General features: G+C 58.4%; 19 protein-coding genes. 13 read left to right on the top strand and 6 right to left on the bottom strand.

Annotated elements, in window-relative coordinates; genetic code table 11:
• Positions 1 to 18: 18 nt before the first annotated feature.
• A complete protein-coding gene (locus OA90_RS21550; protein WP_068417361.1) occupies positions 19 to 855 on the bottom strand; it encodes an IS5 family transposase in 837 nt (278 codons plus the stop codon).
• A 611-nt stretch (positions 856 to 1,466) separates the two neighbouring features.
• Here OA90_RS21550 and rplM point away from each other — a divergent pair.
• Complete coding sequence (rplM, locus tag OA90_RS21545; RefSeq protein WP_068417336.1) at positions 1,467 to 1,934, top strand: 50S ribosomal protein L13; 468 nt, start codon at positions 1,467 to 1,469, stop codon at positions 1,932 to 1,934.
• Between the two features lie 2 nt (positions 1,935 to 1,936).
• Entirely contained in the window at positions 1,937 to 2,413 is a 477-nt protein-coding gene (gene rpsI / locus OA90_RS21540) for a 30S ribosomal protein S9 (RefSeq protein ID WP_068417332.1), read from the top strand.
• 223 nt (positions 2,414 to 2,636) lie between these two features.
• On the opposite strand, the gene OA90_RS21535 is transcribed toward rpsI, so the two are convergent.
• Complete coding sequence (locus OA90_RS21535) at positions 2,637 to 3,095, bottom strand: helix-turn-helix domain-containing protein (RefSeq protein ID WP_068417329.1); 459 nt, start codon at positions 3,093 to 3,095, stop codon at positions 2,637 to 2,639.
• Between the two features lie 69 nt (positions 3,096 to 3,164).
• Here OA90_RS21535 and OA90_RS21530 point away from each other — a divergent pair, with 69 nt between their 5' ends.
• Positions 3,165 to 4,418, top strand: a complete 1,254-nt coding sequence (locus tag OA90_RS21530) for an MFS transporter (RefSeq protein WP_068417322.1) — start codon at positions 3,165 to 3,167, stop codon at positions 4,416 to 4,418.
• Here OA90_RS21530 and guaD read toward each other — a convergent pair.
• Together guaD and OA90_RS21520 are read right to left on the bottom strand one after the other, a co-directional pair.
• The gene (gene guaD / locus OA90_RS21525) at positions 4,394 to 5,734 is read right to left on the bottom strand and encodes a guanine deaminase (RefSeq protein WP_244274691.1); all 1,341 of its coding nucleotides are present in this window, start codon (positions 5,732 to 5,734) and stop codon (positions 4,394 to 4,396) included. The two genes, OA90_RS21530 and guaD, sit on opposite strands and share 25 nt — an antisense overlap.
• Before the next feature lie 186 nt (positions 5,735 to 5,920).
• Entirely contained in the window at positions 5,921 to 6,886 is a 966-nt protein-coding gene (locus OA90_RS21520; RefSeq protein WP_068417320.1) for a cation diffusion facilitator family transporter, read from the bottom strand.
• 218 nt (positions 6,887 to 7,104) lie between these two features.
• Here OA90_RS21520 and speB point away from each other — a divergent pair, with 218 nt between their 5' ends.
• Positions 7,105 to 8,067 carry an agmatinase gene (speB, locus tag OA90_RS21515; RefSeq protein WP_068417317.1) on the top strand — a complete coding sequence of 321 codons (963 nt, stop codon included), beginning with the start codon at positions 7,105 to 7,107 and terminating at the stop codon, positions 8,065 to 8,067.
• Positions 8,068 to 8,080: 13 nt separating this feature from the next.
• Here speB and OA90_RS21510 read toward each other — a convergent pair whose 3' ends face one another.
• Positions 8,081 to 8,692 (bottom strand): DUF6653 family protein, encoded by a 612-nt coding sequence (locus tag OA90_RS21510; RefSeq protein ID WP_068417316.1) that lies wholly within the window; start codon positions 8,690 to 8,692, stop codon positions 8,081 to 8,083.
• Between OA90_RS21510 and OA90_RS21505 the strand changes: the two genes are divergently transcribed.
• Both OA90_RS21505 and OA90_RS21500 read left to right on the top strand, forming a co-directional pair.
• Positions 8,691 to 8,957, top strand: coding sequence for a hypothetical protein (locus OA90_RS21505; RefSeq protein WP_068417314.1), 267 nt, complete (start codon positions 8,691 to 8,693; stop codon positions 8,955 to 8,957). The two genes, OA90_RS21510 and OA90_RS21505, sit on opposite strands and share 2 nt — an antisense overlap.
• A gap of 136 nt (positions 8,958 to 9,093) precedes the next feature.
• Positions 9,094 to 11,361, top strand: coding sequence for an EAL domain-containing protein (locus OA90_RS21500; RefSeq protein WP_208986240.1), 2,268 nt, complete (start codon positions 9,094 to 9,096; stop codon positions 11,359 to 11,361).
• A 37-nt stretch (positions 11,362 to 11,398) separates the two neighbouring features.
• On the opposite strand, the gene phaC is transcribed toward OA90_RS21500, so the two are convergent.
• On the bottom strand, positions 11,399 to 13,204 hold the full coding sequence (gene phaC / locus OA90_RS21495; RefSeq protein WP_068417310.1) for a class I poly(R)-hydroxyalkanoic acid synthase: 1,806 nt from the start codon (positions 13,202 to 13,204) through the stop codon (positions 11,399 to 11,401).
• A 231-nt stretch (positions 13,205 to 13,435) separates the two neighbouring features.
• Between phaC and OA90_RS21490 the strand changes: the two genes are divergently transcribed.
• The 7 genes from OA90_RS21490 to OA90_RS21460 all read left to right on the top strand — a co-directional run bounded on the left by OA90_RS21490 (position 13,436) and on the right by OA90_RS21460 (position 21,139).
• A complete protein-coding gene (locus tag OA90_RS21490) occupies positions 13,436 to 13,687 on the top strand; it encodes a hypothetical protein (RefSeq protein WP_068417308.1) in 252 nt (83 codons plus the stop codon).
• Between the two features lie 244 nt (positions 13,688 to 13,931).
• Complete coding sequence (locus OA90_RS21485; RefSeq protein ID WP_068417301.1) at positions 13,932 to 15,167, top strand: GGDEF domain-containing protein; 1,236 nt, start codon at positions 13,932 to 13,934, stop codon at positions 15,165 to 15,167.
• A 199-nt stretch (positions 15,168 to 15,366) separates the two neighbouring features.
• Entirely contained in the window at positions 15,367 to 16,584 is a 1,218-nt protein-coding gene (locus OA90_RS21480) for an LL-diaminopimelate aminotransferase (protein WP_068417300.1), read from the top strand.
• A 22-nt stretch (positions 16,585 to 16,606) separates the two neighbouring features.
• Positions 16,607 to 17,929 carry a homoserine dehydrogenase gene (locus tag OA90_RS21475; protein WP_068417297.1) on the top strand — a complete coding sequence of 441 codons (1,323 nt, stop codon included), beginning with the start codon at positions 16,607 to 16,609 and terminating at the stop codon, positions 17,927 to 17,929.
• A 57-nt stretch (positions 17,930 to 17,986) separates the two neighbouring features.
• Complete coding sequence (gene glpX / locus OA90_RS21470; RefSeq protein ID WP_068417293.1) at positions 17,987 to 18,982, top strand: class II fructose-bisphosphatase; 996 nt, start codon at positions 17,987 to 17,989, stop codon at positions 18,980 to 18,982.
• A 48-nt stretch (positions 18,983 to 19,030) separates the two neighbouring features.
• Entirely contained in the window at positions 19,031 to 20,848 is a 1,818-nt protein-coding gene (gene recJ / locus OA90_RS21465) for a single-stranded-DNA-specific exonuclease RecJ (protein ID WP_068417290.1), read from the top strand.
• Positions 20,849 to 20,947: 99 nt separating this feature from the next.
• Complete coding sequence (locus OA90_RS21460; RefSeq protein ID WP_068417287.1) at positions 20,948 to 21,139, top strand: hypothetical protein; 192 nt, start codon at positions 20,948 to 20,950, stop codon at positions 21,137 to 21,139.
• Positions 21,140 to 21,188: the final 49 nt, after the last annotated feature.

Below are 21,188 nucleotides of genomic sequence, written 5' to 3'. Positions count from 1 at the left end.
AGAGTCCGATTCAAAAGTTCATGAGACAAGACAATAGGTTGCGAGCCTGCGTGTCATGACCCTGATACTAGCGATGTTGATCCATGCGGTGGAACTTTCGATTGACGCCTCCCAGTCCTTTGCCAACCGGCGGCATCTGCCCAGCCATGCGAAAGTGCGCTCCACCACCCATCTGCGGGGCAGGAGTTCGAAGCCTTCAGCAGCATCGGAGCGTTTGATGATCTCTATCGTCCAGTTGCCGTTGCCCACCAGGGCGGCGCGCAGCTTTTCACCGGCATAGCCGCCATCGGCGAAGACATGGCGCAGCCAGGGGAACCGGGAACGGACGGCTTTCAGGACATCCGGCGCACCGTCCCGGTCTTGGATGTCGGCGGCATGGACAAGTACGAACAGCATCAGGCCGAGGGTGTCGGTGATGATGTGGCGCTTGCGGCCTTTGACCTTTTTCCCCGCGTCATAGCCCGAAACCCCGCCGCTTTCCGTGGTTTTGACCGATTGACTGTCGATGACACCGGCGGTGGGCGAGGCTTCGCGCCCCTCCAGGTCCCGCGTGGCGGCGACAAGAATGTGGTTTATCGTCTGCCAAAGGCCGGTATCGCGCCAGGAATAGAAATAGCCTCGCACGGTGGAAGCCGGGGGAAAGTCCTTCGGCAGTGCCCGCCACTGACAGCCGCTGCCCGCGATATAAAGGACCGCGTTCACCACCTCTCGCATGTCGGTCTTGCGTGGCCGACCGCCGGATTTGGCCGGAGGGATCAGCGGCGCCAAAATCGCCCATTCCCGATCCATCAAATCAGTTGGATAACGCAGATCGTCCCGGTTATGCTGTTTGCGAGTGATATCATCCCAGGGCATTCGATCNGGGGGAAAGTCCTTCGGCAGTGCCCGCCACTGACAGCCGCTGCCCGCGATATAAAGGACCGCGTTCACCACCTCTCGCATGTCGGTCTTGCGTGGCCGACCGCCGGATTTGGCCGGAGGGATCAGCGGCGCCAAAATCGCCCATTCCCGATCCATCAAATCAGTTGGATAACGCAGATCGTCCCGGTTATGCTGTTTGCGAGTGATATCATCCCAGGGCATTCGATCCTCCATCTTCTCGACAAAGACGGTTGAATCACAACCCTTTGATATCACTCAACTACTTTTAAATCAGGCTCTGAGCTTATTCGCCGGAACAGAAACACACATCCCTTTAACCTTGGGTAAAATACAGACGGGGAATTCAACCTTCTTGGCGTTTTGCAAATGGGATAGGGGATTAAAACCGGTGAGAATTGTGTGGTAATATAATACCGTTTTTATAAACACCTGATTTTATTGATTAATTTTAAGCAGCTTTGCAAAGAACGTTCTTGACGCTGCAAGGGCCCCGGCGTATAAGCGCAACCGAACGAATTCAGGGTCCGTTCGCTGGCTCAGGCCGCGCGGACCTTTTCTTTAACTGACCAGTATGGATCAAACTCATGAAGACCTTCTCTGCCAAAACGGCTGAGGTCGAGAAAAAGTGGATCTTGATTGACGCAGAAGGCATGGTTGTCGGGCGTCTCGCCGCTTTCATCGCCAACCATCTGCGCGGCAAGCATCTGCCGACCTACACGCCCCACATTGACACCGGTGACCACGTCATCGTCATCAATGCCGACAAGGTGGTGTTCACCGGCCGCAAGTACGACAACAAGAAGTACTACTGGCACACCGGTCACCCGGGCGGCATCAAGGAACGCACCGCGCGTGCCATTCTCGAAGGCCGTTTTCCCGAGCGTGTTCTGGAAAAAGCTGTTCAGCGTATGATGCCGGGCGGTCCGCTGTCCAACAAGCAGCTGAAAAACCTCAAGGTTTACGCTGGTCCGAACCATCCGCATGAAGCTCAGACACCTGAAATGGTGGACGTGAAGAGCCTCAACGTAAAAAATGACGGCAAGAGGGCTTAACAATGGCTGAGCTGCAATCCCTGGAAGAACTGGGCGGCGCGGTCGAATCCGCTGCCCCTGAAGCTCCGGTCCATGTCCAGAAGCTGGACAGCCTGGGTCGGGCCTACGCAACCGGTAAACGGAAAGACGCCATCGCCCGCGTCTGGATCAGGCCGGGTACCGGCAAGATCATTGTCAACAAGAAGGACTATACCGAGTATTTCGCTCGTCCGGTTCTTCAGATGATCATTCAGCAGCCGGTCATGGTTGCCAACCGTTCCGGTCAGTACGACGTAATCGCGACTGTCACCGGTGGTGGTCTTTCGGGTCAGGCAGGCGCCGTGCGTCACGGCCTGTCCAAGGCGCTTACCTACTATGAGCCCGAGTTGCGCGGCGTTCTGAAGAAGAACGGCTTCCTGACCCGTGACTCCCGCGTTGTCGAACGTAAGAAGTTCGGTCGCGCCAAGGCCCGCAAGAGCTTCCAGTTCTCCAAGCGTTAATCGCTGGACAAACTGGTTTTCCGATCAAAACCCGCCGGAGCGATCCGGCGGGTTTTTTCGTGCCTTTTGAACGTCTCTTTGCTCCAGGCTGAACAAATAAGACGCCATTTGACCATGACCTGAGAGCGCTCCGCGAGGAGCGTGCCGCGGGGCGATTTAGAGCATTGGTTAGAACGCGCGACGCTCCTTGCCGGAGGACCGGAACAAGCCACCAAACAGGGTCTTATTTGTTCAGTTTGGTATCAGGCGTGTTCCGCATCGGCACACGTTTCTTTTCCTCCAGCCCACGTTTGCGGCGATTGCTGATGCGGATCAGTTGCTGAAACTTGGGGCACTCCATATGGCTCGGCGCCTTGCACTCCGCGACATGCCGGATCATGTCACGCAATACCGAGAGCCGTTCTATCTGCCGGTCGAGATCATCTGCCTTGAGATGAAGGTTTGTTCTGGAAAGAGCCGGGCGGCCGTCCGGTCCGAACATCTTCGCGATGTCATCGAGCGCAAAACCAGCCGTTTTGCCAAGCGTGATCAGCGCCAGCTGGTCCAGAACGTCGGCACTGAAAAGCCGTTTCAATCCCCTGCGGCCAAGGGAGGTGATCAGCCCTTTTTCCTCATAGTGGCGGATCGCCGAAGCGGCCACGCCGGTCTGTTTCGATATTTCTGAAATATCCAGTAATTTCATCTCTTGACCTCAAGTCGACTTGAATTGGTACGCTGCCTTCCAATTCTCTGAAAGGCAAGGAAAAACAGAATGTTTCGTGCAAATTCGATGTCCGGGCGTCCGCTCTGGATGGATTCGGCCGCAGTCGCGCTGCTGATGGCGGCAACGCTGAAAATCATGGCGAATGCAACAATCAGCCCGGCCTTGCCGGCGCTTGAGGCGAGCTTTTCCGGCGACCCGAATGCGGCCTATCTGACGCGCTTTCTGGTTTCCGCACCATCGCTTTCCGTCGTGCTGGCCGCGCCGCTCGCCGGCATGGTGGCCGATCGTATCGGACGGGCTCCACTGTTGCTGGCCGGCGTTGTTCTTTTCGTGCTCTCAGGCAGCGCCGGGGCTTATTTGCCGGACCTCTTGTCCATTCTGGTCAGCCGGCTTTTGCTGGGCGTGGCGGTTGCGATGGTTATGACCGCGCAAGTGGCTCTGGTGGGAGACATGTTCAGCGGCGGCCAGCGCAGCGACTTTATGGGATGGCAGACCGCAGCCATCAATTTCAGCGGGTTTCTTTACATCGGCTTTGCGGGTGGACTTGCGGGCCTCTCTCCAAGACTACCGTTTCTTGTCTACGCTTTGCCTGTCCTGCTTCTGCCGCTTCTGGTGCCTCTCCTGCGCAACGAAAAACGAACGGCGACAGCCGCCATTCGTTCTCCGGAACTGCCGGAAGGCACGGTGGCCGTACAGTGGTTCCTGCCTGCGGCATTGACCGGATTGCTGACCATGGTCACCATCATGCTATTTTTTTTGATGCCAAGTCAGTTGCCGTTCTATCTCCATCAAAACGGCTTTGAAGCGGCTTTTGCCACAGCCATGGGGCTCGGAGCCCTCACGTTGACCGGCGGTGTTGTAGCACTCGCGTTCAGACGGATCAGCGAGCGTCTCGGGCTGGCCGTTACCTTTGGGTTGGGGTTTGTTCTGATGGGCTGCGGTTTCGCGGCACTGGCGATTGCGGCGCTGTGGCCACTCATTCTGGCCGGAGCGGCGATGGTCGGTGCGGGATATGCCCTGGCCCAGCCGGGTTTCCTGATGCTCGCCCTGCAATTCGCGCCGCCCGAGCGCAGGGGCAGCGTTGCGGGTGTCATCACGACGGCAATGTTCCTGGGGCAGGTGGTATCGCCGCTTGCGCTGACGCCGGTAATCCAGAGTTTCGGATTTTCAGCGGTCTTTCTTGGCACGGCTGCCACGCTGTTCATGCTTGCGGCAGCTTCGTTGTTGTTCGCATTGCTGCGCCAACGGGCACGAAAGGATCGAAATGATCTGGATCGTCAGGCGCTGGCCGCAGATAGCTGACCAGTTTTCCGTTGTTCCCCGGCAACATAGGTTTCGATCACGGCCCGGTCATCGCCAAGCGTCTGCAGGACGAACAGCTCCTCGGAAAGCGTTTCGACGGTTTCCATGCGCAAGGCCATGGGCCGGGTCGCCTTCGCATCCAGAACCACCACGTCGGCATCCGTGCCGGGCTCCAGCGTTCCTATCCTGTCGGTCATGGAAAGGGCTGCCGCGTTGCCGTGCGTGATCCAGTAGAAACTTGTCAGCGGGTGTATGCGCTGGCGCTGCAGTTGCAGGATCTTGTAGCCCTCGTCCAGGGTGCGCAACATGGAATAACTGGTGCCGCCCCCGACATCCGTCGCGATGGCCGTCAGGATACCCGCGCTTTCCATTCCGGCCTTGTCAAACAGCCCGCTGCCCAGGAACAGATTGGAGGTCGGACAGAAAACCGCCACCGAACCGGTTTCCCGCATCACCTGCATCTCGTGTCCCGTCATGTGGATACAATGGCCGAGAAGTGTTCTGGACCCGAGCAGGCCGAAGCTTTCGTAGACACCGAGATAGTGACCCGCGTCCGGATAGAGCTCGCGGGTGAAGGCTATTTCGTTGTGGTTTTCGTTGATATGGGTCTGCACGTGACAGTCCGGATGTTCCCTTGAAAGGGTTCCGGCCGCCTCCAGTTGCTCCGGCGTCGAGGTGATGGCAAAGCGCGGTGTGATAACATAATGCGCCCGGCCTCGGCCGTGCCACTTCGACAGCAGCGCCTTGCTGTCGTCATAGGAGCTCTGGGCCGTGTCGCAAAGCGCCTTGGGCGCGTTGCGGTCCATCATGGTCTTGCCGCCCAGCATCAGCATGCCGCGCGCTTCGGCCTCCTCGAAATAGGCATCGACGGAATTGGGGTGGCTGGAGCAATAGGCAACAGCGGTGGTGGTGCCATGGTCCAGAAGGGCATCGTAGAACTCACCGGCGATGCGTTTACCATGCGCCCTGTCCGCGAATCTAAGTTCGCACGGGAACGTATAGTCGTTCAGCCAGTCCAGCAGTTGATCCGCCCAGGAGGCGATGACCTGCGCCTGCGGAAAATGAATATGCGTGTCGATGAAACCCGGCAGGAGCAGATGCGGCCGGTGGTCGATGATTTCGGCAGTTTGCGGTGCGGCGTCCCTGACCTCGGAAAACATGCCCTTGGCTGCTATTTTGCCGTCCCTGACCAGCAAGGCGCCGTCTTCCTCGTAGCAATAGGCGCTGGTATCTTCCGGCCCTTGCGGAGCGGCGGAAAAGCTCAGCAATCTGCCGCGCAGGATTCTCACATTCTGATCTGCGGTCTGATCTGGCACGAAATGAAATCCCCGGTGCTGAACATTGATAAGCGCCGGTGTGGCGCTTTCCTCTTTTAAGTCCTGCGGAAAGAACGAACAATGGACCATCTTTGCCGATTTGGAAAAGCTGATCCGCATATGCGGCGTGTCGAAAGGGGCGGGAGGTTTTCCGCCGCCCAAGCAACCGCTCGCATCGAGTGAGTGTCACGCCTTGGAGGCTGCGGAAACCTCGATGGTGACATGCGCGATGCCGTGCTCGTCCTTGAGCCGGGCACGCATTTCCCCGGGGACTGTTACAGCATATTCCTCCGACGAAACAATGGCATGCATGGTCGCATTCACCTTGCCTTCGGCGAGCGACCAAAGGTGTATGTGGTAGACGTCCGACAGGCCCGGTATCGCTGCGAGGAGGTCGGCTTTCATGGCGTCACGGTCGATGTCCGTTGGAGCGCCTTCCAGAAGGATGTGCGACGATTGTCGGAGGATGGTGATGGCGGAGCGTAGAATGAGCAGCGCGACAAACACCGAGAGGATGGGATCGATTGGGTACCAGTTGGTGAAATAGATGATCACCGCGGCAATGATCGCTGCGACGGACCCGAGAAGATCCCCGATGACATGCAGGATCGCGGAACGGATGTTGAGCGAGCCGTCGCCTCCGCGCTGCAGGATAAGGAACGCGCCGATGTTCACGGCAAGCCCGATCACTGCGATGATGAACATCGGACCGGCAAGAACCTTCTCCGGTTTTGCAAACCGTTCGGCAGCTTCGATGCAGATCCAGGCAGTGACGACGAGCAGGAAAATGGCATTGGAGTAGGCGATCAGGACAGGCAGCCTGTCGCGGCCGTAGGTCAGGCGCGCGTCGGCGGGCTTCCTGGCCTGCTGGAACGCCCACCAGGCCAGCCCCAGGGAGGCGGCGTCCGAGACCATGTGGACAGCGTCTGCCATCAGGGCAAGCGATCCGGCCAGCCAGCCGCCGATCAGTTCGGCAAACATGAAGCTTGCGATCAGCAGTCCTGCCCAGGCCACCGCGCGTGCATTTCTGTCGTTCACTGTCGGAGCGTGATCGTGCCCGGAATGCCCGTGCCCAGAGTGTTTGTGGCCGGAATGATCGCCATCGGTATGCTCGTGCCCGTCGCCGGTCTCGCCATTGTGGGGCTCGGTCATCAGGTTGATCTTTCTGTCACAAGCTTGAATTCATATACGGAAACCGGAGTTTGAACAGTTCAGGGGGCATTTCAAGGTGCGCAGCCATGAAGCAGCCTGCCTCGGCACCACTGGTCCACCGTAAAAATACAGGCTCGGGATGATTGGACTGAAATGGGATGACTGTTAAAACCGGTCTGCGATGTGGTTCGCATCGCGCAGCTTCCGGGAAAACAGAAATGTCATCAGATTTGCCGCGTCCGACCGATAATGCCTTTCTGGGAACATCCGTGAAAGGCGGTTCGCATGAGCCGACCTATGGAGGGGCCTTGTCCTTCATGCGCCGGCGTTACAGCCGCGATCTCGACGGAGTGGATCTGGCGGTCTGGGGCATTCCCTTCGATGCGTCGGTCTCCAACCGGCCGGGCGCCAGGTTCGGGCCGCAAGGCGTGCGGCGTGCTTCGGCGATTTTCGACGGCGACCCGCAGTATCCTTTCAACATGGACCCGTTCGAACAACTCGCCTGCGTGGATTACGGCGACTGCGTTTTCGATTACGGCCGCAATGCCGATATTCCGGGACACATCCAGGCGCAGGCTTCCGGCATTCTCGCGGCGGACACGCATCTGTTTTCCATCGGCGGCGATCATTTTGTCACCTATCCACTGCTCAAGGCCCATGTCGCCAAACATGGCCCGCTTGCGCTCGTGCAATTCGATGCCCATCAGGACACCTGGCCGGATCAGGGCGACCGGATCGATCATGGCACGTTCACCGGACGGGCGGTGCGCGAAGGTCTCATCGACCCGAACAGGTCCATCCAGATCGGCATCCGTACCCATGCGCCTGAAACCTGCGGTCTTGACATCATCTACGGTCACGAGATGGATGACTTGGGTATCGCGGGAACCATCGACCGGATCGTCAGCCGCGTGGGGCAGGGACCGGCCTATCTGACCTTCGATATCGACTGCCTGGACCCAGCCTTCGCACCGGGCACCGGCACGCCTGTCGCCGGAGGCCTGTCTTCCCGCGAAGCGCTGTCCATCCTGCGGGGGCTGGGGGCGATTGATTTTGTCGGCGGCGACGTTGTCGAGGTATCGCCCGCGTATGATCACGCTGACATCACATCGATCGCGGGAGCCAGCGTTGCGCTGACCTATATCGGTCTGCTCGCGGAAAAACGATCGAAACCGGCATAAGCCCGGTCAGGATCTAGTTCATGGAGTTAGTCCGGCGTTCGGGTGCGCCGTGCTGATTGTCATTTTCGGCGGTCAGGGACCAGGAACGGTAGAGCGGGTCCCTGTCTTTCATGACCCGGTAGAGCTGGATCAGCTTCTGAAACCCGATAATCTGGGCACAATATGCCACAAGAAGGCCGGTGGATGTCAGGATCGGCGAGGCTGTGAACCCTCCGAGGACTGCGACAAAGGTACCGCTCCAGAACACGAGATACAGTGTCGTAAGACGCCTGTTCAGCCCTTGCGGGACGGCAACGAGTAGCCTGTTCAGCCAGATCCTCTCGCCGAAACCGACAAGTTTCGTCCAGCCGTTGCGATGCGGTGAGACTATGGAAGGCTTGGGGATCAGCAGCAGAACTGCAGCGATGACGATTGTCAGCAACACGGCAACGGCATGTCCGATCCAGAGATGAGACCACAGCGCTCCAGTGACCAGAGCCGGCGCGGCGAGCTTCACATAAGGCGACACGAAGCGCGGCGATTTACCTGCTCCGCCGCTCGAAAGCAGAAGGCGCGTGTTGGTTCCGAAGGCATTGGACTGCCCGGGACCGGTTCTGGGAGGAATCTGAAGCTGAGACGGTTGCATGGACAGGGTTGGTTGCCAGGTTCGCGGATCAAGAAAAGACAATACCCGGGTGACGGTGGGTTTTGCAAACAACTTTGTTTGGTTTTTGCAACTTACAAATAGTGGATGCCAACAGAAAAAGCTTTTTGGGAGAAAATCTTGCAAGCCGTTTGACGTGGTGTTGAATTCAAATAAAATCAGGATGATAGAAGAAGGCTTTACAGGGTTTCGGCTGAAAATTAACGCAATCATGAAGTTTGAGACTGTCGTTTTAATGAGTTTTTAGCTCGAAATTTTTAGAAATACGAAGGCTGCGAAGATGGCTGTATCCACTGGGTAGGGGTGATCTGATGGTTTTAAACTGGAGCCGGCAGCTAACTGACCTCATAGGGCCGGAAGATGGGGCGTCACTGGCTTCGGAATTGGCGCGTCTGAATGACATGCCGCAGCTTCGCAAGGGCGACGAACTCTATCTGACCGGTGAATGGCTGCAGACACTTGTCGACCAGGTCAGCGACTATATTTTCGTCAAGGACCGCAAATGCAGGTTCGTGATGGCGAACCGTCAGGTTGCGATCGACATCGGATATAGCGATTTTTCCGAATTGCTCGGCAAGACGGACATGGAGCTTCATCCGCAGGAAATCGGCTCCAGCTTCATGAAGATCGAGACAGAGGTGATGGCGACAAAGTCTCCCCAGATCGATCACGAGGAATTCCTGATTTTGCCGTCGGGCAGGAGAAAATGGTTTTCCTCCTCGAAGTTCCCGGTCACCAACGACAAGGACGAAGTCGTCGGGATTATCGGCCTCTGCCGGGATATCACCGAGCGTAAAAAAGCGGAAAAGCTGCAGCAGGGGCAAAACAAGGTTCTGCAGGAGATCGCCGGCGGCAAGCCGCTGGACGACGTGCTGGAAACACTTGTCCTGACGATAGAAGACCAGTTGGAAGGTGTTTTCGGGTCCGTGATGCTGACGGATGAGAGCGGCACCTTGCTCATGTATGGTGTGGCTCCCAATCTGCCGAAAGCCTATATGGAACAGACCGACATGTTGCAGGTCGGGCCAGGAATGGGGTCTTGCGGCACAGCGGTTCATACCCGGCAAAGCGTGTTCGTCGACGACGTCCTCACCCATGAACTCTGGAAGGACCACCGGGACATCATGCGCAACTACGACATGCGCTCATGCTGGTCCGTACCGTTTTTCAGCAAGGACTCCCGGGTCCTCGGAACCTTCGGTCTTTATTCGACGGAAGTGCGCACCCCGACGGAGCACGAGAAGGGACTGGCGACGGAGGCCGCGCGCCTGGCGTCCATCGCGGTGGAACGCGATCAGGCGGAGAGCAAGATCCGCTATCTCGCTCATCATGATGTTCTGACCGGCCTGCCCAACAGGCAGGAATTCAAGCACAAGCTGGAAGAAAAAGTCGAGATCAGCCGAAAGTCGGGAGAGCCGGTGGCCGTGGTGTTTGTCGATCTCGACAACTTCAAATTCGTCAATGACAGTTTCGGGCACACGATCGGTGACAAGGTTCTGGCGATCGTTGCCGAGCGGATAAAATCGGTCCTCGCGGAAAAACATGAGGCGATCCGCTTCGGCGGCGATGAGTTCGTGCTGATTGTCGAGGGTGGTTCGGCGCTCAAGGTGAACCTTGAGGATCTGATGACAGATCTGCGTGCGGTCACCACCAAAACCATAAACATCGGTGACCTGTCTTTCCATGTAACCTGCAGCATCGGGGCTGCTTGTTATCCGGAAGATGCCAACGACGCGGCGGAGCTACTGAAAAATGCCGACAAGGCGATGTTCGAGGCAAAATCTTCCGGCCGGGACGGTTTCAAGATCTATGACCAGACCCGGCCCGAGAAATCCGTCAACAAGCTGACGTTGCTGGAGGAAATGCGCACCGGCATCGAAACCGGGGAATTCTTCCTGGAATACCAGCCGCAATACAATCTCGTCAGCGGTCGGATTGTCGGTGCCGAGGCGCTGGTCCGCTGGCAGCATCCCGCTCTTGGCCGCCTGATGCCAGGCGAGTTTATCGCGCTGGCGGAAGAAAGCGGATTGATCGTTCCCCTGGGCCGATGGGTACTGCATGAAGCCTGCCTGCAGAACAAGCAATGGCAGGATGCAGGACTGACGCCGATAACGATGGGCGTGAATGTTTCGGTCAGGCAGTTCCGGGACTCCGGATTGATCTCCGATGTGACGGCGGCATTGAACACGTCCGGCCTGGACGCCGGGTATCTCGAACTGGAGGTAACCGAGAGCCTCCTCATCCAGAATGCCGACCAGGCGGTCCAGATCATGGACGATTTCCGCAGGATTGGATTGAAGCTTGCCATCGACGACTTCGGAACCGGTTATTCCAGCCTGGCGGCGCTGAAGAGTTTCCCGCTTACCCGTTTGAAAATCGACCGCAGCTTCATCCGCGATCTCGATTTTGATGAAAGCGACCGCAGCATCGCGCGGGCGATCATTTCCCTTGGCCGGGAACTCGGGTTGAATGTGGTCGCCGAAGGCGTCGAGAGCGCCAAACAGCAGGCGTTTCTGGCAAGTTGCCGTTGTGAGACCGTGCAGGGCTTCCACTTTGGCCGGCCGATGAGTGCAATCCGGTTCGGCAAGCTGCTCGCCATGACCCTGACGCCGCTGGAGTCCCACTTCGGGCGCGTGGAAAAGCGCGCCTGAAGCGCTCCTTGTTCAAACGGTTACGGGAAGCTCGGGATCAGGCTTTTTTCATCACATAGGATCCCGGCGCGTCTTCCAGGAGTTTGACCCTGTATGCACCCGGTTTGCGGGCCTTTGCCTTGGTGGCGTCCTGTGAGCGGATCCATTCGTCCCAGTACGGCCACCAGGAACCGGGGTGCTCTTCAGCGTTGTTGAGCCAGTTTTCAAGCATTCCCTTGGCTTCGCCACCCGTCCAGAACTGATATTTGTTTTTTCCGGGGTGATTGACCACACCGGCGATGTGACCGGAACCGGCCAGAACGTATTCCACCGGCCCGCCAAAGCAGCCGGAGCCGAGAAAAACGGATTTCGGCGGCGCGATGTGATCTTCGCGGGTGGCCAGATTGAAAATCGGGATCGTCACCTTGGACAGGTCCAGCCTCTTTCCGGCGATTTCCATTTCCCCCTTGGACAGTTTGTTGTCGAGATAACAGTTGCGCAGATAGAAGGAATGGTTGGCCGCCGGCATCCGGGTGGAATCGGAGTTCCAGTAGAGCAGGTCGAACGGGAAGGGCTCCTTGCCCTTCAGATAGTTGTTGACCACATACGACCAGATCAGGTCGTTGGACCGCAGCATGTTGAAGGCCGAGGACATTTTCGAGCCATCGAGGTAGCCGCATTCCGCCATGCGCTTTTCCACGAGGGAAATCTGCTCCTCGTCGACAAAGACCTTGAGATCGCCCGCGAAGGTGAAGTCGACCTGGGTGGTGAAAAAGGTTGCGGTCTTGATCCGTTCGTCGCCGATACGGGCCATGTAGGCCAGCGTCACGGCCAGCAGGGTTCCGCCGACGCAATAGCCGATCGTATTGACTTCCTCCTGGCGGGTGGCGCGCTTGATCACGTCGAGAGTATTGAGAATACCCTCCTTCATGTAGTGTTCGAAACTCTTCTGTGCCTGCTGCTCATCCGGATTGACCCAGGAGATCACGAAGACGGTATGGCCCTGGTCGACCGCCCATTTGATGAACGACTTTTCCGGGTTCAGATCGAGAATGTAGAACTTGTTGATCCAGGGCGGCACGATCAGGAGCGGTCGCTTGAGCACCTCTTCGGTGGATGGCGAATACTGGATCACCTGACACACGTCGTTCTGGGAGATCACCTTGCCGGGCGATGTCGCCAGGTTCTCGCCGAACTTGAATTTCGACGGATCGGTCTGCCGGATCTTGAGGTCGCCCTTGCCGGACTTCAGGTCCTCGACAAGATGCTGCATGCCCTTGACCAGGTTCTCCCCGTTGCTCTCCATCGTCAGGCGAAGCAGCTCCGGATTGGTGAGAACGAAATTTGACGGTGAGATCGCGTTGGCGATCTGCGTAACATAGAATTCTGCCTTGTGGCGGGTGTGCTCGTCGAGGCCCTGGGCATCCTGGACCATGTCCTCGGCCCATTTGCTGGTGATGAGATAGAGCTGCTTGATAAAATCGAAGAACTGGTTGTTGTCCCAGTCGGGGTCCGCGAACCTCTTGTCCCTCGGCGGGGTCTGCACGGCAGGTTCGGAAGGCTCGCCCATCATGCGTTTCAGGGAAGAATTCCACAGATCGATATAGCTGCCCCACAGCCGTGACTGGGCTTCGACGGACCTCTGCGGGTCGGACACCCAGTATTCGCCGACTTGTGCGAGGGTTTTGACGATACCGGTCAGTTCATCCGTTGCTTCATGGCTGATCTTGCCCTGTTCGCGAGGCTCGATATAGGCGGCCATTGCCTTGCCGGCATTCTCCAGCGTTTTTGCAAGATTTTGGGCAAAAGCTTCCGGGTTGTTTATGATGTATTGCAACATGGGATGCTGGCGATCATCAGCCATTAGCGGGGGGTTCCTCCGGTTTCCTGCCCCGTCCGGCCCTGGGATGGCCAGAGAGCCCGTATTTGTTCAAATCCGTTATCTTGTTATATTTCCGCTGGTATTTTGAACTATCAGGTATTTATGACACAAGGTTCCGGTTGCGTCGATTGGATTCCAATGGCTTCGAACGTTCCGGCTAGCGGAGATTTGTGACAGTCGGATGGACGCGGGAACGGCATCGAGGAGAGGCGCTTGTCAATAATACGTAAGGTTTTCGCTCCGGCTTGCGGCCTGTCGCTGCTCTTCGGGCTCGCTGCCTGCGCGGTAGGCCCCGGCACACCACTTGTGGATGCGCTCAAGACCAATCCTGGTCAGGGAAGCACAAGCGTTCCAGCTCCGAAAGGCTACCGTCCGACGGTTTATGCCGGTGAGGCGTCCGGGCTGATCAATCCCAGGCAAAGAGAGGCGACCGAAGCCTATCTGGAAAGTCTGGCGGCGCAGTAAAGCCCGCGGCCGGAGTCCTTGGGCAAGATCGATTCCGTGGGCTGTTGCCTCTGCCGTGTCCGCGGCAACCTGTGAAAACACTTGCAATGTGTTCCGACGGTTGGGGGAAACATGACTTGCGGCCCGAAACCGACATATCAATTTTTGTCAATTGCATTAAAGAACATTGATATTTACGGCAGAATTAAAGTAGTTTTTTACAACTGCGGAGGAAGTATCGGCTTGTGGCAGGATGGACCCTTTAATGACGCTTGATACCCCTACCTTGTTTACCAGCGTGATGGTCGCTCTATTTGCCGGCAGCGCGGTTCTGATAGTGTTTTTTGTCTTCTGGAAAGCGCGCAGCCCGGCCTGCGCGCGTAGTTTGCTTCTCTGGTCGTGCGGCATGTTTCTGGCCGGAACAGGAGCGGTTCTGGTTGGCATGCGCGGCGTCGCGCCGGATAGTGTGAGTATCCTGGTAGCAAATACGCTGTTGATTCTGGGTCTCGGGTTGGGACGCAGCGGATTCGCGACTTTCCTTGGGGCGCGGCCGACCATTTGGCTGAATTTCGCCGTCGCGTGTTTGTGGATCGGTCTCTGCTTTTATCCGCTTTTTTTCGAGAGCTTTCCGGCACGCGCCAACTTTGTGCAGAGCTACCTGATGTTGACCTGCCTTTCCATTGTCTGGATGGCGTTCCGGCAGAACAAGGATGGCCTTCACTCAGTCCGGCTGCTCGGCATAACGACCCTCGTCCAGTGCTTTGGGTATGTATGGTTCATCGTGAATCAGAATGTACGGCTCTATCCGGATTTCCTGACGGCATTCCCGGAAAGATTCATGGCGGTGCACCTGATCATCATCCTGCTTTCCATCGTCGTTACCATCCTGCTGCCAGCCTGCATGATCGTCGAGCGCTCGATGCACGGTTTCAGGCAGCAGGCCAATCAGGATGCACTGACGGGACTTGCGAACCGGCGTTCCTTTTTGAACGGCGCGCAAAGCTGGATGTCTGAAAACAGAGCGGAATATGAAACCTTCAGTCTGGTCATGCTGGACCTTGACGGATTCAAATCCGTCAACGACAGGTTCGGTCACCCCATGGGCGATGCTGTGCTTCAGCTCTTTGGCCGTGTCCTGAAAGATACGCTCGATGTTTCGGCTGTCGCCGGGCGGCTTGGAGGCGAGGAATTCGCCGTGTTCCTGCCGAATTGCGGCCAGGAAACGGCCCTGCTCACCGCCAGGCGGGTCTGCCGGCGGTTCAGTATGGAGTGCCGCGAGGTCTCTGGCGGAAAACTCACCGTCACTGCCAGTGCCGGCGTTGTGACGGCCGACCGCGATGTGCCGCTGGAGCGTGCGCTGGATGTGGCGGACAAAGGCCTCTACAAGGCCAAGCGCCAGGGAAAAGCTCAGATTGTCACGATGGCGCTGTCCGCCGATGGCGGGCTGCAGAGTTTCGAGGTGGAGCCTGCATTTTCCACCCAGCGCACAAAAGCCGCCTGACCGGTTCACCCGGCAACCCGTTCAGGCGCCGAATTGCCGGGTTTGAGATCTGGCGGATTCATCCGATTTCCAGAATGTGCGCGCGTGACATAAAGACGGGTGCGTATTTATTTCGAGGCTGCTAAAAGGTCCCCGCCGCGCAGTCGTTGCCGCTGAAACGCCTCGCGGTCCGTATCGTCAACTCGCAAGGATCCGCGCCATGGAGGAATTCCACAAGATCAAACGGCTTCCGCCGTATGTCTTCGAACAGGTCAACCGTCTGAAAGCGAAGGCGCGCGCGGCGGGAGCGGACATTATCGATCTCGGCATGGGCAACCCGGATCTGCCGACACCAAAGCATATCGTCGACAAACTGACCGAAGCGGTCCAGGATCCGCGCACCCACCGGTATTCCGCCTCCAAGGGCATTCACGGGTTGCGCAAGGCACAGGCGGCCTACTACGGACGCCGGTTCGGCGTGAAACTCGATCCGGAAACCCAGGTGATCGCGACCCTGGGGTCCAAGGAAGGGTTTGCCAATATGGCCCAGGCGATCTCCGCTCCCGGGGACGTTATTCTGAGCCCGAACCCGAGCTATCCTATCCACACTTTCGGTTTTCTCATGGCCGGCGCCTCGATCCGCAATGTACCTGCCGAGCCGGGTGCGGACTTTTTCCACGCCCTGGAACGTGCCGTTATCCATTCCGTACCGAAGCCGATCGCGCTCATCTTGTGCTATCCGGCCAATCCGACCGCCTGCTGCGCAGATCTCGACTTCTACAAGGACGTTGTTGCGTTCGCGCGCAAGCACGACATTTTCATCCTGTCCGATCTGGCCTATTCGGAGGTTTATTTCGGCGATACACCGCCTCCGTCTGTGCTGCAGGTTCCCGGCGCCATGGACGTCACGGTTGAATTTACTTCGCTGTCCAAGACTTTTTCCATGCCCGGCTGGCGCATGGGCTTTGCCGTCGGCAACGAGCGTCTGATTTCCGCGCTTGCCCGCGTCAAATCCTATCTCGACTACGGAGCCTTCACTCCCATTCAGGTTGCCGCTACGGCGGCATTGAACGGCCCCGACGACTGCATCAAGGAGACGCGCGCGGTCTACAAGCGCCGGCGCGATGTGGTTGTCGACAGTTTCGGCCGCGCGGGCTGGGACATTCCGGCACCTGAAGCCAGCATGTTCTGCTGGGCGCCGATCCCCGAGAAGTTCCGTTCCCTGGGAAGTCTCGAATATTCGAAGTTGCTTCTGGAGGGAGCGGAGGTCGCGGTCGCTCCGGGCATCGGCTTCGGGGAGCATGGCGATGAATATGTGCGCATAGGACTGGTGGAAAACGAGCAAAGGCTGCGTCAGGCCGCAAGAAATATCCGCCGCTTCCTTGAAACGGCGGATCAAAAGCTGCACAACGTCATCCCGCTCGGGACCTCAGGCTGAATAGAACTGGATTATTTCCCATATGTCAGAAGCATTGAAAGTGGGCGTCGCCGGCCTTGGCACCGTGGGCCTGTCCGTTGTCCAACTTCTCGCAAAACATGCAGGGCAGATCGGAAGCAGATCCGGCCGTTCGGTGGCCGTGACCGCGGTCTGCGCCCGAGACCGCGGCAAGGATCGCGGCATTGATGTTTCCGGGCTGGAATGGTTCTCCGACCCGGTCGAAATGGCCGGGAAGGCAAAGATCGACATATTCGTGGAACTGATCGGCGGCGACAGCGGTCCCGCCGAGGACAGCGTGCGCGCGGCCCTCAAGCGCGGCGTCCACGTGGTCACCGCAAACAAGGCTCTGCTCGCCAGGCACGGTGTCGACCTCGCGCTGATTGCCGAAGACAACAACGCCTGCCTGAATTACGAGGCCGCCGTCGCCGGCGGGATACCCGTCGTCAAGACGTTGCGGGAGTCCATGTCCGGCAACGACATCAGCCGCGTCTACGGTATCTTGAACGGGACCTGCAATTACATTCTCACCCGAATGGAAGCCGAGGGCATCGGGTTTGAGGAATGTCTTGCAGAAGCGCAACGCCTTGGTTACGCCGAGGCCGATCCGACCTTTGATATCGAGGGCAATGACACGGCCCACAAGCTTGCGATCCTGACAAGTCTGGCGTTCGGTACGAAGATTGCCGACGAGGATATCTACATGGAGGGGATCACGTCGATCTCGACCGCCGATATCCAGGCTGCGGACGAGCTTGGTTTCCGCATCAAGCTTCTGGGAATCGCCCAGCGGACGGAGACAGGCATTGAGCAGCGCGTACATCCGACCATGGTTCCGAAAACCTCTGCGATTGCGCGGATTGACGGCGTATTGAACGCGGTGGCTGTCGATGGCGATTTCGTGGGTGAAATCGTTCTGGTCGGGCCGGGCGCCGGCGGCAACGCAACGGCGTCCTCCGTCGTTGCGGACATTGCCGATATCGCGCGCGGGGACGAAACACCTGTGCTCGGCATGCCGGCGGGGGACCTGAAAGACTACCAGCGGGCGCGGATGCGCATGCATGAAGGTGGCTACTATATCCGCCTGTCTGTCTATGATCGCCCGGGAGCATTCGCCGAAATCGCGCGCTGCATGGGCGATGCCGGAATTTCGCTCGAGTCGATCGTCCAGAAGCGTCAAGGTACTGATGAGCCGCCTGCACAATATGATGCGGATGTGCCTCAGCCCGTCATGTTGATCACATATGAAACCACTGAAGTCGCGATCAAGCAGGCGCTGGAGACCATCATGTCGAAAGGTGTGGTTGCCGAAGAGCCGCAGCTGATCCGCATCGAAAAACTGAATTGAACTTGTGAATTCGAGTGTGTCACGCGGCGCGGCCCGTGGGGAGAACTGGAGAAATTGATGTCCGATACCGAAAAACAGTCGACCAGTGGCCTGGACCGAATTCTGACGCTTGAGTTGGCTCGTGTCAGCGAACGGGCAGCTGTTTCAGCTGCGCGCCTGCGCGGCCGTGGCGACGAAATGGCAGCGGACCAGGCTGCTGTGGACGCAATGCGGCGCGAGTTGAACAGGTTGCCCATCGACGGCACGGTGGTGATCGGCGAGGGGGAACGCGACGAAGCTCCCATGCTTTATATCGGCGAAAATGTCGGCACCAAGAACGGCCCGAAGGTGGACATCGCCCTCGATCCGCTTGAAGGCACGACGATTTGCGCGAAGAACCTGCCGAACTCACTGGCCGTCATCGCTTTGGCACCGGAGGGCGATTTGCTGAACGCGCCGGACAGCTACATGGACAAGATCGCGATCGGCCCGGGGTATCCGGACGACACCATCGATCTTGATGCACCGATTGCCGACAACCTTGCCGCCGTCGCCAAGGAAAAGGGCGTCAAGATCAACGAGGTCACCGCCTGTGTTCTGGACCGGCCGCGTCATGCCCGCCTGATAGAGGATATCCGGGCGACCGGCGCGTCGATCCGTCTGATCGGCGACGGAGACGTTGCAGGCATTATCCATACCACCGATCCGGACGAAACCGGCATCGATCTCTATGCCGGGATCGGCGGCGCACCCGAAGGGGTGCTGGCGGCTGCCGCATTGCGCTGTATCGGCGGCCAGATGCAGACACGCCTGGTGATCACCCGCGAGGAGCAGGTCGAGCGGGCCCACCGTATGGGAATCGAGGATATCAAGAAGAAATACACCTTGCAGGAAATGGCGGGGCCGGATGTACTGTTCGCGGCAACCGGCGTGACCGACGGGAACTTCCTGCAGGGCGTCCGCTTCGGCCGCCATCACATCACCACTCACACCGTCGTCATGCGCTCGTCCACCGGAACGGTCCGCTACATCAAGGCCCAGCATACGGATCTGGAAAAATTCCTTCTGGACTAGGGAACGGAACTGGCAAGGCTCCGGGGTCTTTTGACATTTAGGCTTTGAATGATCGGCAATGCAGGAGAAGAGGAGAGGCGGCTCGTTTTGGGGGTTGCCCGTTCGGCAAATGACAATGCCTGGCGCGAACGCCTGAGCGCAGCGCAGGCACGCTCCGCAACGGCAATTGCCCAGATGCACGGGCTGCCGGATGTTCTCTCCCGCGTCATGGCCGCCCGCGGCGTTCTGCCGGATGAAGCGCCGGAGTTTCTCGATCCTTCCATCAAGGCTCTGATGCCCGATCCCTCAAAGCTTGTGGACATGGATGCCGCAGTGGCCCGCATCGCCGATGCTGTTCAGGCGGGCAAGAAGATCGCCATTTTCGGTGATTACGACGTCGACGGCGCCACATCTTCCGCAGTCCTTGCAAAATATCTCCAGGGACTGGGGCTCAATCCGGTCATTCATATTCCCGACCGGATCATCGAAGGCTACGGCCCGAACGGACCGGCGATCGAACAATTGCGGCAGGACGGTGCGGAGCTGCTGGTGACGCTGGACTGCGGCAGCACCTCTTTCGAAGCCTTTGAAACGGCGCAGAAGCTTGATCTCGATGTCGTGGTCATCGATCATCACCAGGTCGGTGAAACGCTTCCGAATGTCAGGGCGCTGGTCAATCCCAACCGGCAGGACGATCTGTCGGGGCAGGGGCATCTGGCCGCGGTCGGCGTGACCTTTCTATTTCTCGTCGGTTTGAACAGGGAATTGCGGCAACGGGGCGCTTTCCAGGGCAGGCAGCAGCCCGACCTGATGGGGCTGCTGGATCTCGTTGCCCTTGGTACGGTATGCGATGTCGTTCCCCTGCAGGGTCTGAACAGGGCTTATGTGACCCGCGGACTTGCAATCATGCATCAAAGGCGGAATTTCGGACTGACCGCCTTGTCGGACGCCGCACGTGTTAGTGGCAAGCCCGCCAGCTATCATCTCGGTTTTCTGCTGGGGCCGCGGATCAACGCGGGTGGACGGATCGGCGATGCGGCACTCGGGGCAAGGCTCCTGACAACGGAAGACCCGCACGAGGCGCGAGCGATTGCCGAACGCCTCGACCAGCTCAATTCCGAGCGTCAGGCAATGGAAGCGATGATGTTGGAAGAGGCGGGCGCGGAAGCGGCAATGGCCATTGAGGCACGCGATCCGCCGGTTCTTCTGACCGGGTCCGAAGGCTGGCATCCGGGTATCGTCGGGCTGATTGCCTCTCGCCTGAAAGATGCCCACCGCCGGCCGGCCTTTGCCATCGCCTATGACGAAACGGGCAAGGGAACGGGTTCCGGCCGCTCGATCTCCGGCGTGGATCTCGGCAAGGCTGTCCGCAAGGCGGTTGACGAAGGGCTTCTGGATAAAGGCGGCGGCCACGCAATGGCGGCGGGTCTCACCGTGCGCCGGGAAAAGGTTGCGGATCTGGAAGTCTTTTTCAATGAAATGCTCGGTGACGACGTCAATGAGGCCTCCGCGCACCGCGAACTCAAGATCGACGCTGCGCTGACCGCAACAGGTGCGACACTCGACCTGCTGGAGCTTCTTGAAAAGGCCGGGCCCTACGGAGCCGGTCATTCCGAACCGGTCTTTGCCTTTCCCGCGCACCGGATTTCCTTTGCCGACGTGGTCGGCAAGGGCCATGTCCGGGCAACACTGGCAGCCGGCGACGGAAGCACGCTCAAGGCGATCTGCTTCAAGGCGGAGGACAAACCGCACGGCCGGATGCTGCTGGAAGGCCGGGGTCGTTCGCTCCATGTCGCCGGAACACTCTCGATCGACACCTGGCAGGGAACGCCCAAGGTTCAACTGCGCATCCTGGATGTGGCCGATCCGCAAAAGATGCGTGTGTAAAAGCCAGCCGGGCCCGAGTCAGGGCGTGAGGGACATTTACGAAAAGCTAACGCACTTGCCCTAGCGTTCCTTCTGACGAAGGAATCGCGAGGAACAGGCATGCGCGCTCAGAATGAGCTTTCGCCATATTTTGCGGAAATTGACCGGCGCACGGATCTTGCGCTGAAGGGCATCCGCGAAGTCCGCCGATCGGCTAAACTGCATGCCCTCCCGCCTGAACCGAAAGCCGCTGTTGTCGGCACCGGTTTCCTGATCGTACTCGCGGCATTTGTCGGATTGTTTCTCGCCTGATCCCGTCAGCCGACGTTTCAGCCTTGATCTTCCCTGATCAACTCATTTA

This window comes from Labrenzia sp. OB1 (assembly GCF_001624695.1).
Classification (GTDB): domain Bacteria; phylum Pseudomonadota; class Alphaproteobacteria; order Rhizobiales; family Stappiaceae; genus Roseibium.
Note: the sequence above shows the minus strand (reverse complement) of the source record. Positions and strands in the feature narration are given on the sequence as shown.

Coding starts and splice junctions, on each gene's coding strand:
- OA90_RS21550 (WP_068417361.1), bottom strand. CDS start 855: ATGCCCTGGGATGATATCACTCGCAAACAGCATAACCGGGACGATCTG.
- rplM (WP_068417336.1), top strand. CDS start 1,467: ATGAAGACCTTCTCTGCCAAAACGGCTGAGGTCGAGAAAAAGTGGATC.
- rpsI (WP_068417332.1), top strand. CDS start 1,937: ATGGCTGAGCTGCAATCCCTGGAAGAACTGGGCGGCGCGGTCGAATCC.
- OA90_RS21535 (WP_068417329.1), bottom strand. CDS start 3,095: ATGAAATTACTGGATATTTCAGAAATATCGAAACAGACCGGCGTGGCC.
- OA90_RS21530 (WP_068417322.1), top strand. CDS start 3,165: ATGTTTCGTGCAAATTCGATGTCCGGGCGTCCGCTCTGGATGGATTCG.
- OA90_RS21520 (WP_068417320.1), bottom strand. CDS start 6,886: ATGACCGAGCCCCACAATGGCGAGACCGGCGACGGGCACGAGCATACC.
- speB (WP_068417317.1), top strand. CDS start 7,105: ATGTCATCAGATTTGCCGCGTCCGACCGATAATGCCTTTCTGGGAACA.
- OA90_RS21505 (WP_068417314.1), top strand. CDS start 8,691: ATGGACAGGGTTGGTTGCCAGGTTCGCGGATCAAGAAAAGACAATACC.
- OA90_RS21510 (WP_068417316.1), bottom strand. CDS start 8,692: ATGCAACCGTCTCAGCTTCAGATTCCTCCCAGAACCGGTCCCGGGCAG.
- phaC (WP_068417310.1), bottom strand. CDS start 13,204: ATGGCTGATGATCGCCAGCATCCCATGTTGCAATACATCATAAACAAC.
- OA90_RS21485 (WP_068417301.1), top strand. CDS start 13,932: ATGACGCTTGATACCCCTACCTTGTTTACCAGCGTGATGGTCGCTCTA.
- OA90_RS21480 (WP_068417300.1), top strand. CDS start 15,367: ATGGAGGAATTCCACAAGATCAAACGGCTTCCGCCGTATGTCTTCGAA.
- OA90_RS21475 (WP_068417297.1), top strand. CDS start 16,607: ATGTCAGAAGCATTGAAAGTGGGCGTCGCCGGCCTTGGCACCGTGGGC.
- glpX (WP_068417293.1), top strand. CDS start 17,987: ATGTCCGATACCGAAAAACAGTCGACCAGTGGCCTGGACCGAATTCTG.
- recJ (WP_068417290.1), top strand. CDS start 19,031: ATGATCGGCAATGCAGGAGAAGAGGAGAGGCGGCTCGTTTTGGGGGTT.
- OA90_RS21460 (WP_068417287.1), top strand. CDS start 20,948: ATGCGCGCTCAGAATGAGCTTTCGCCATATTTTGCGGAAATTGACCGG.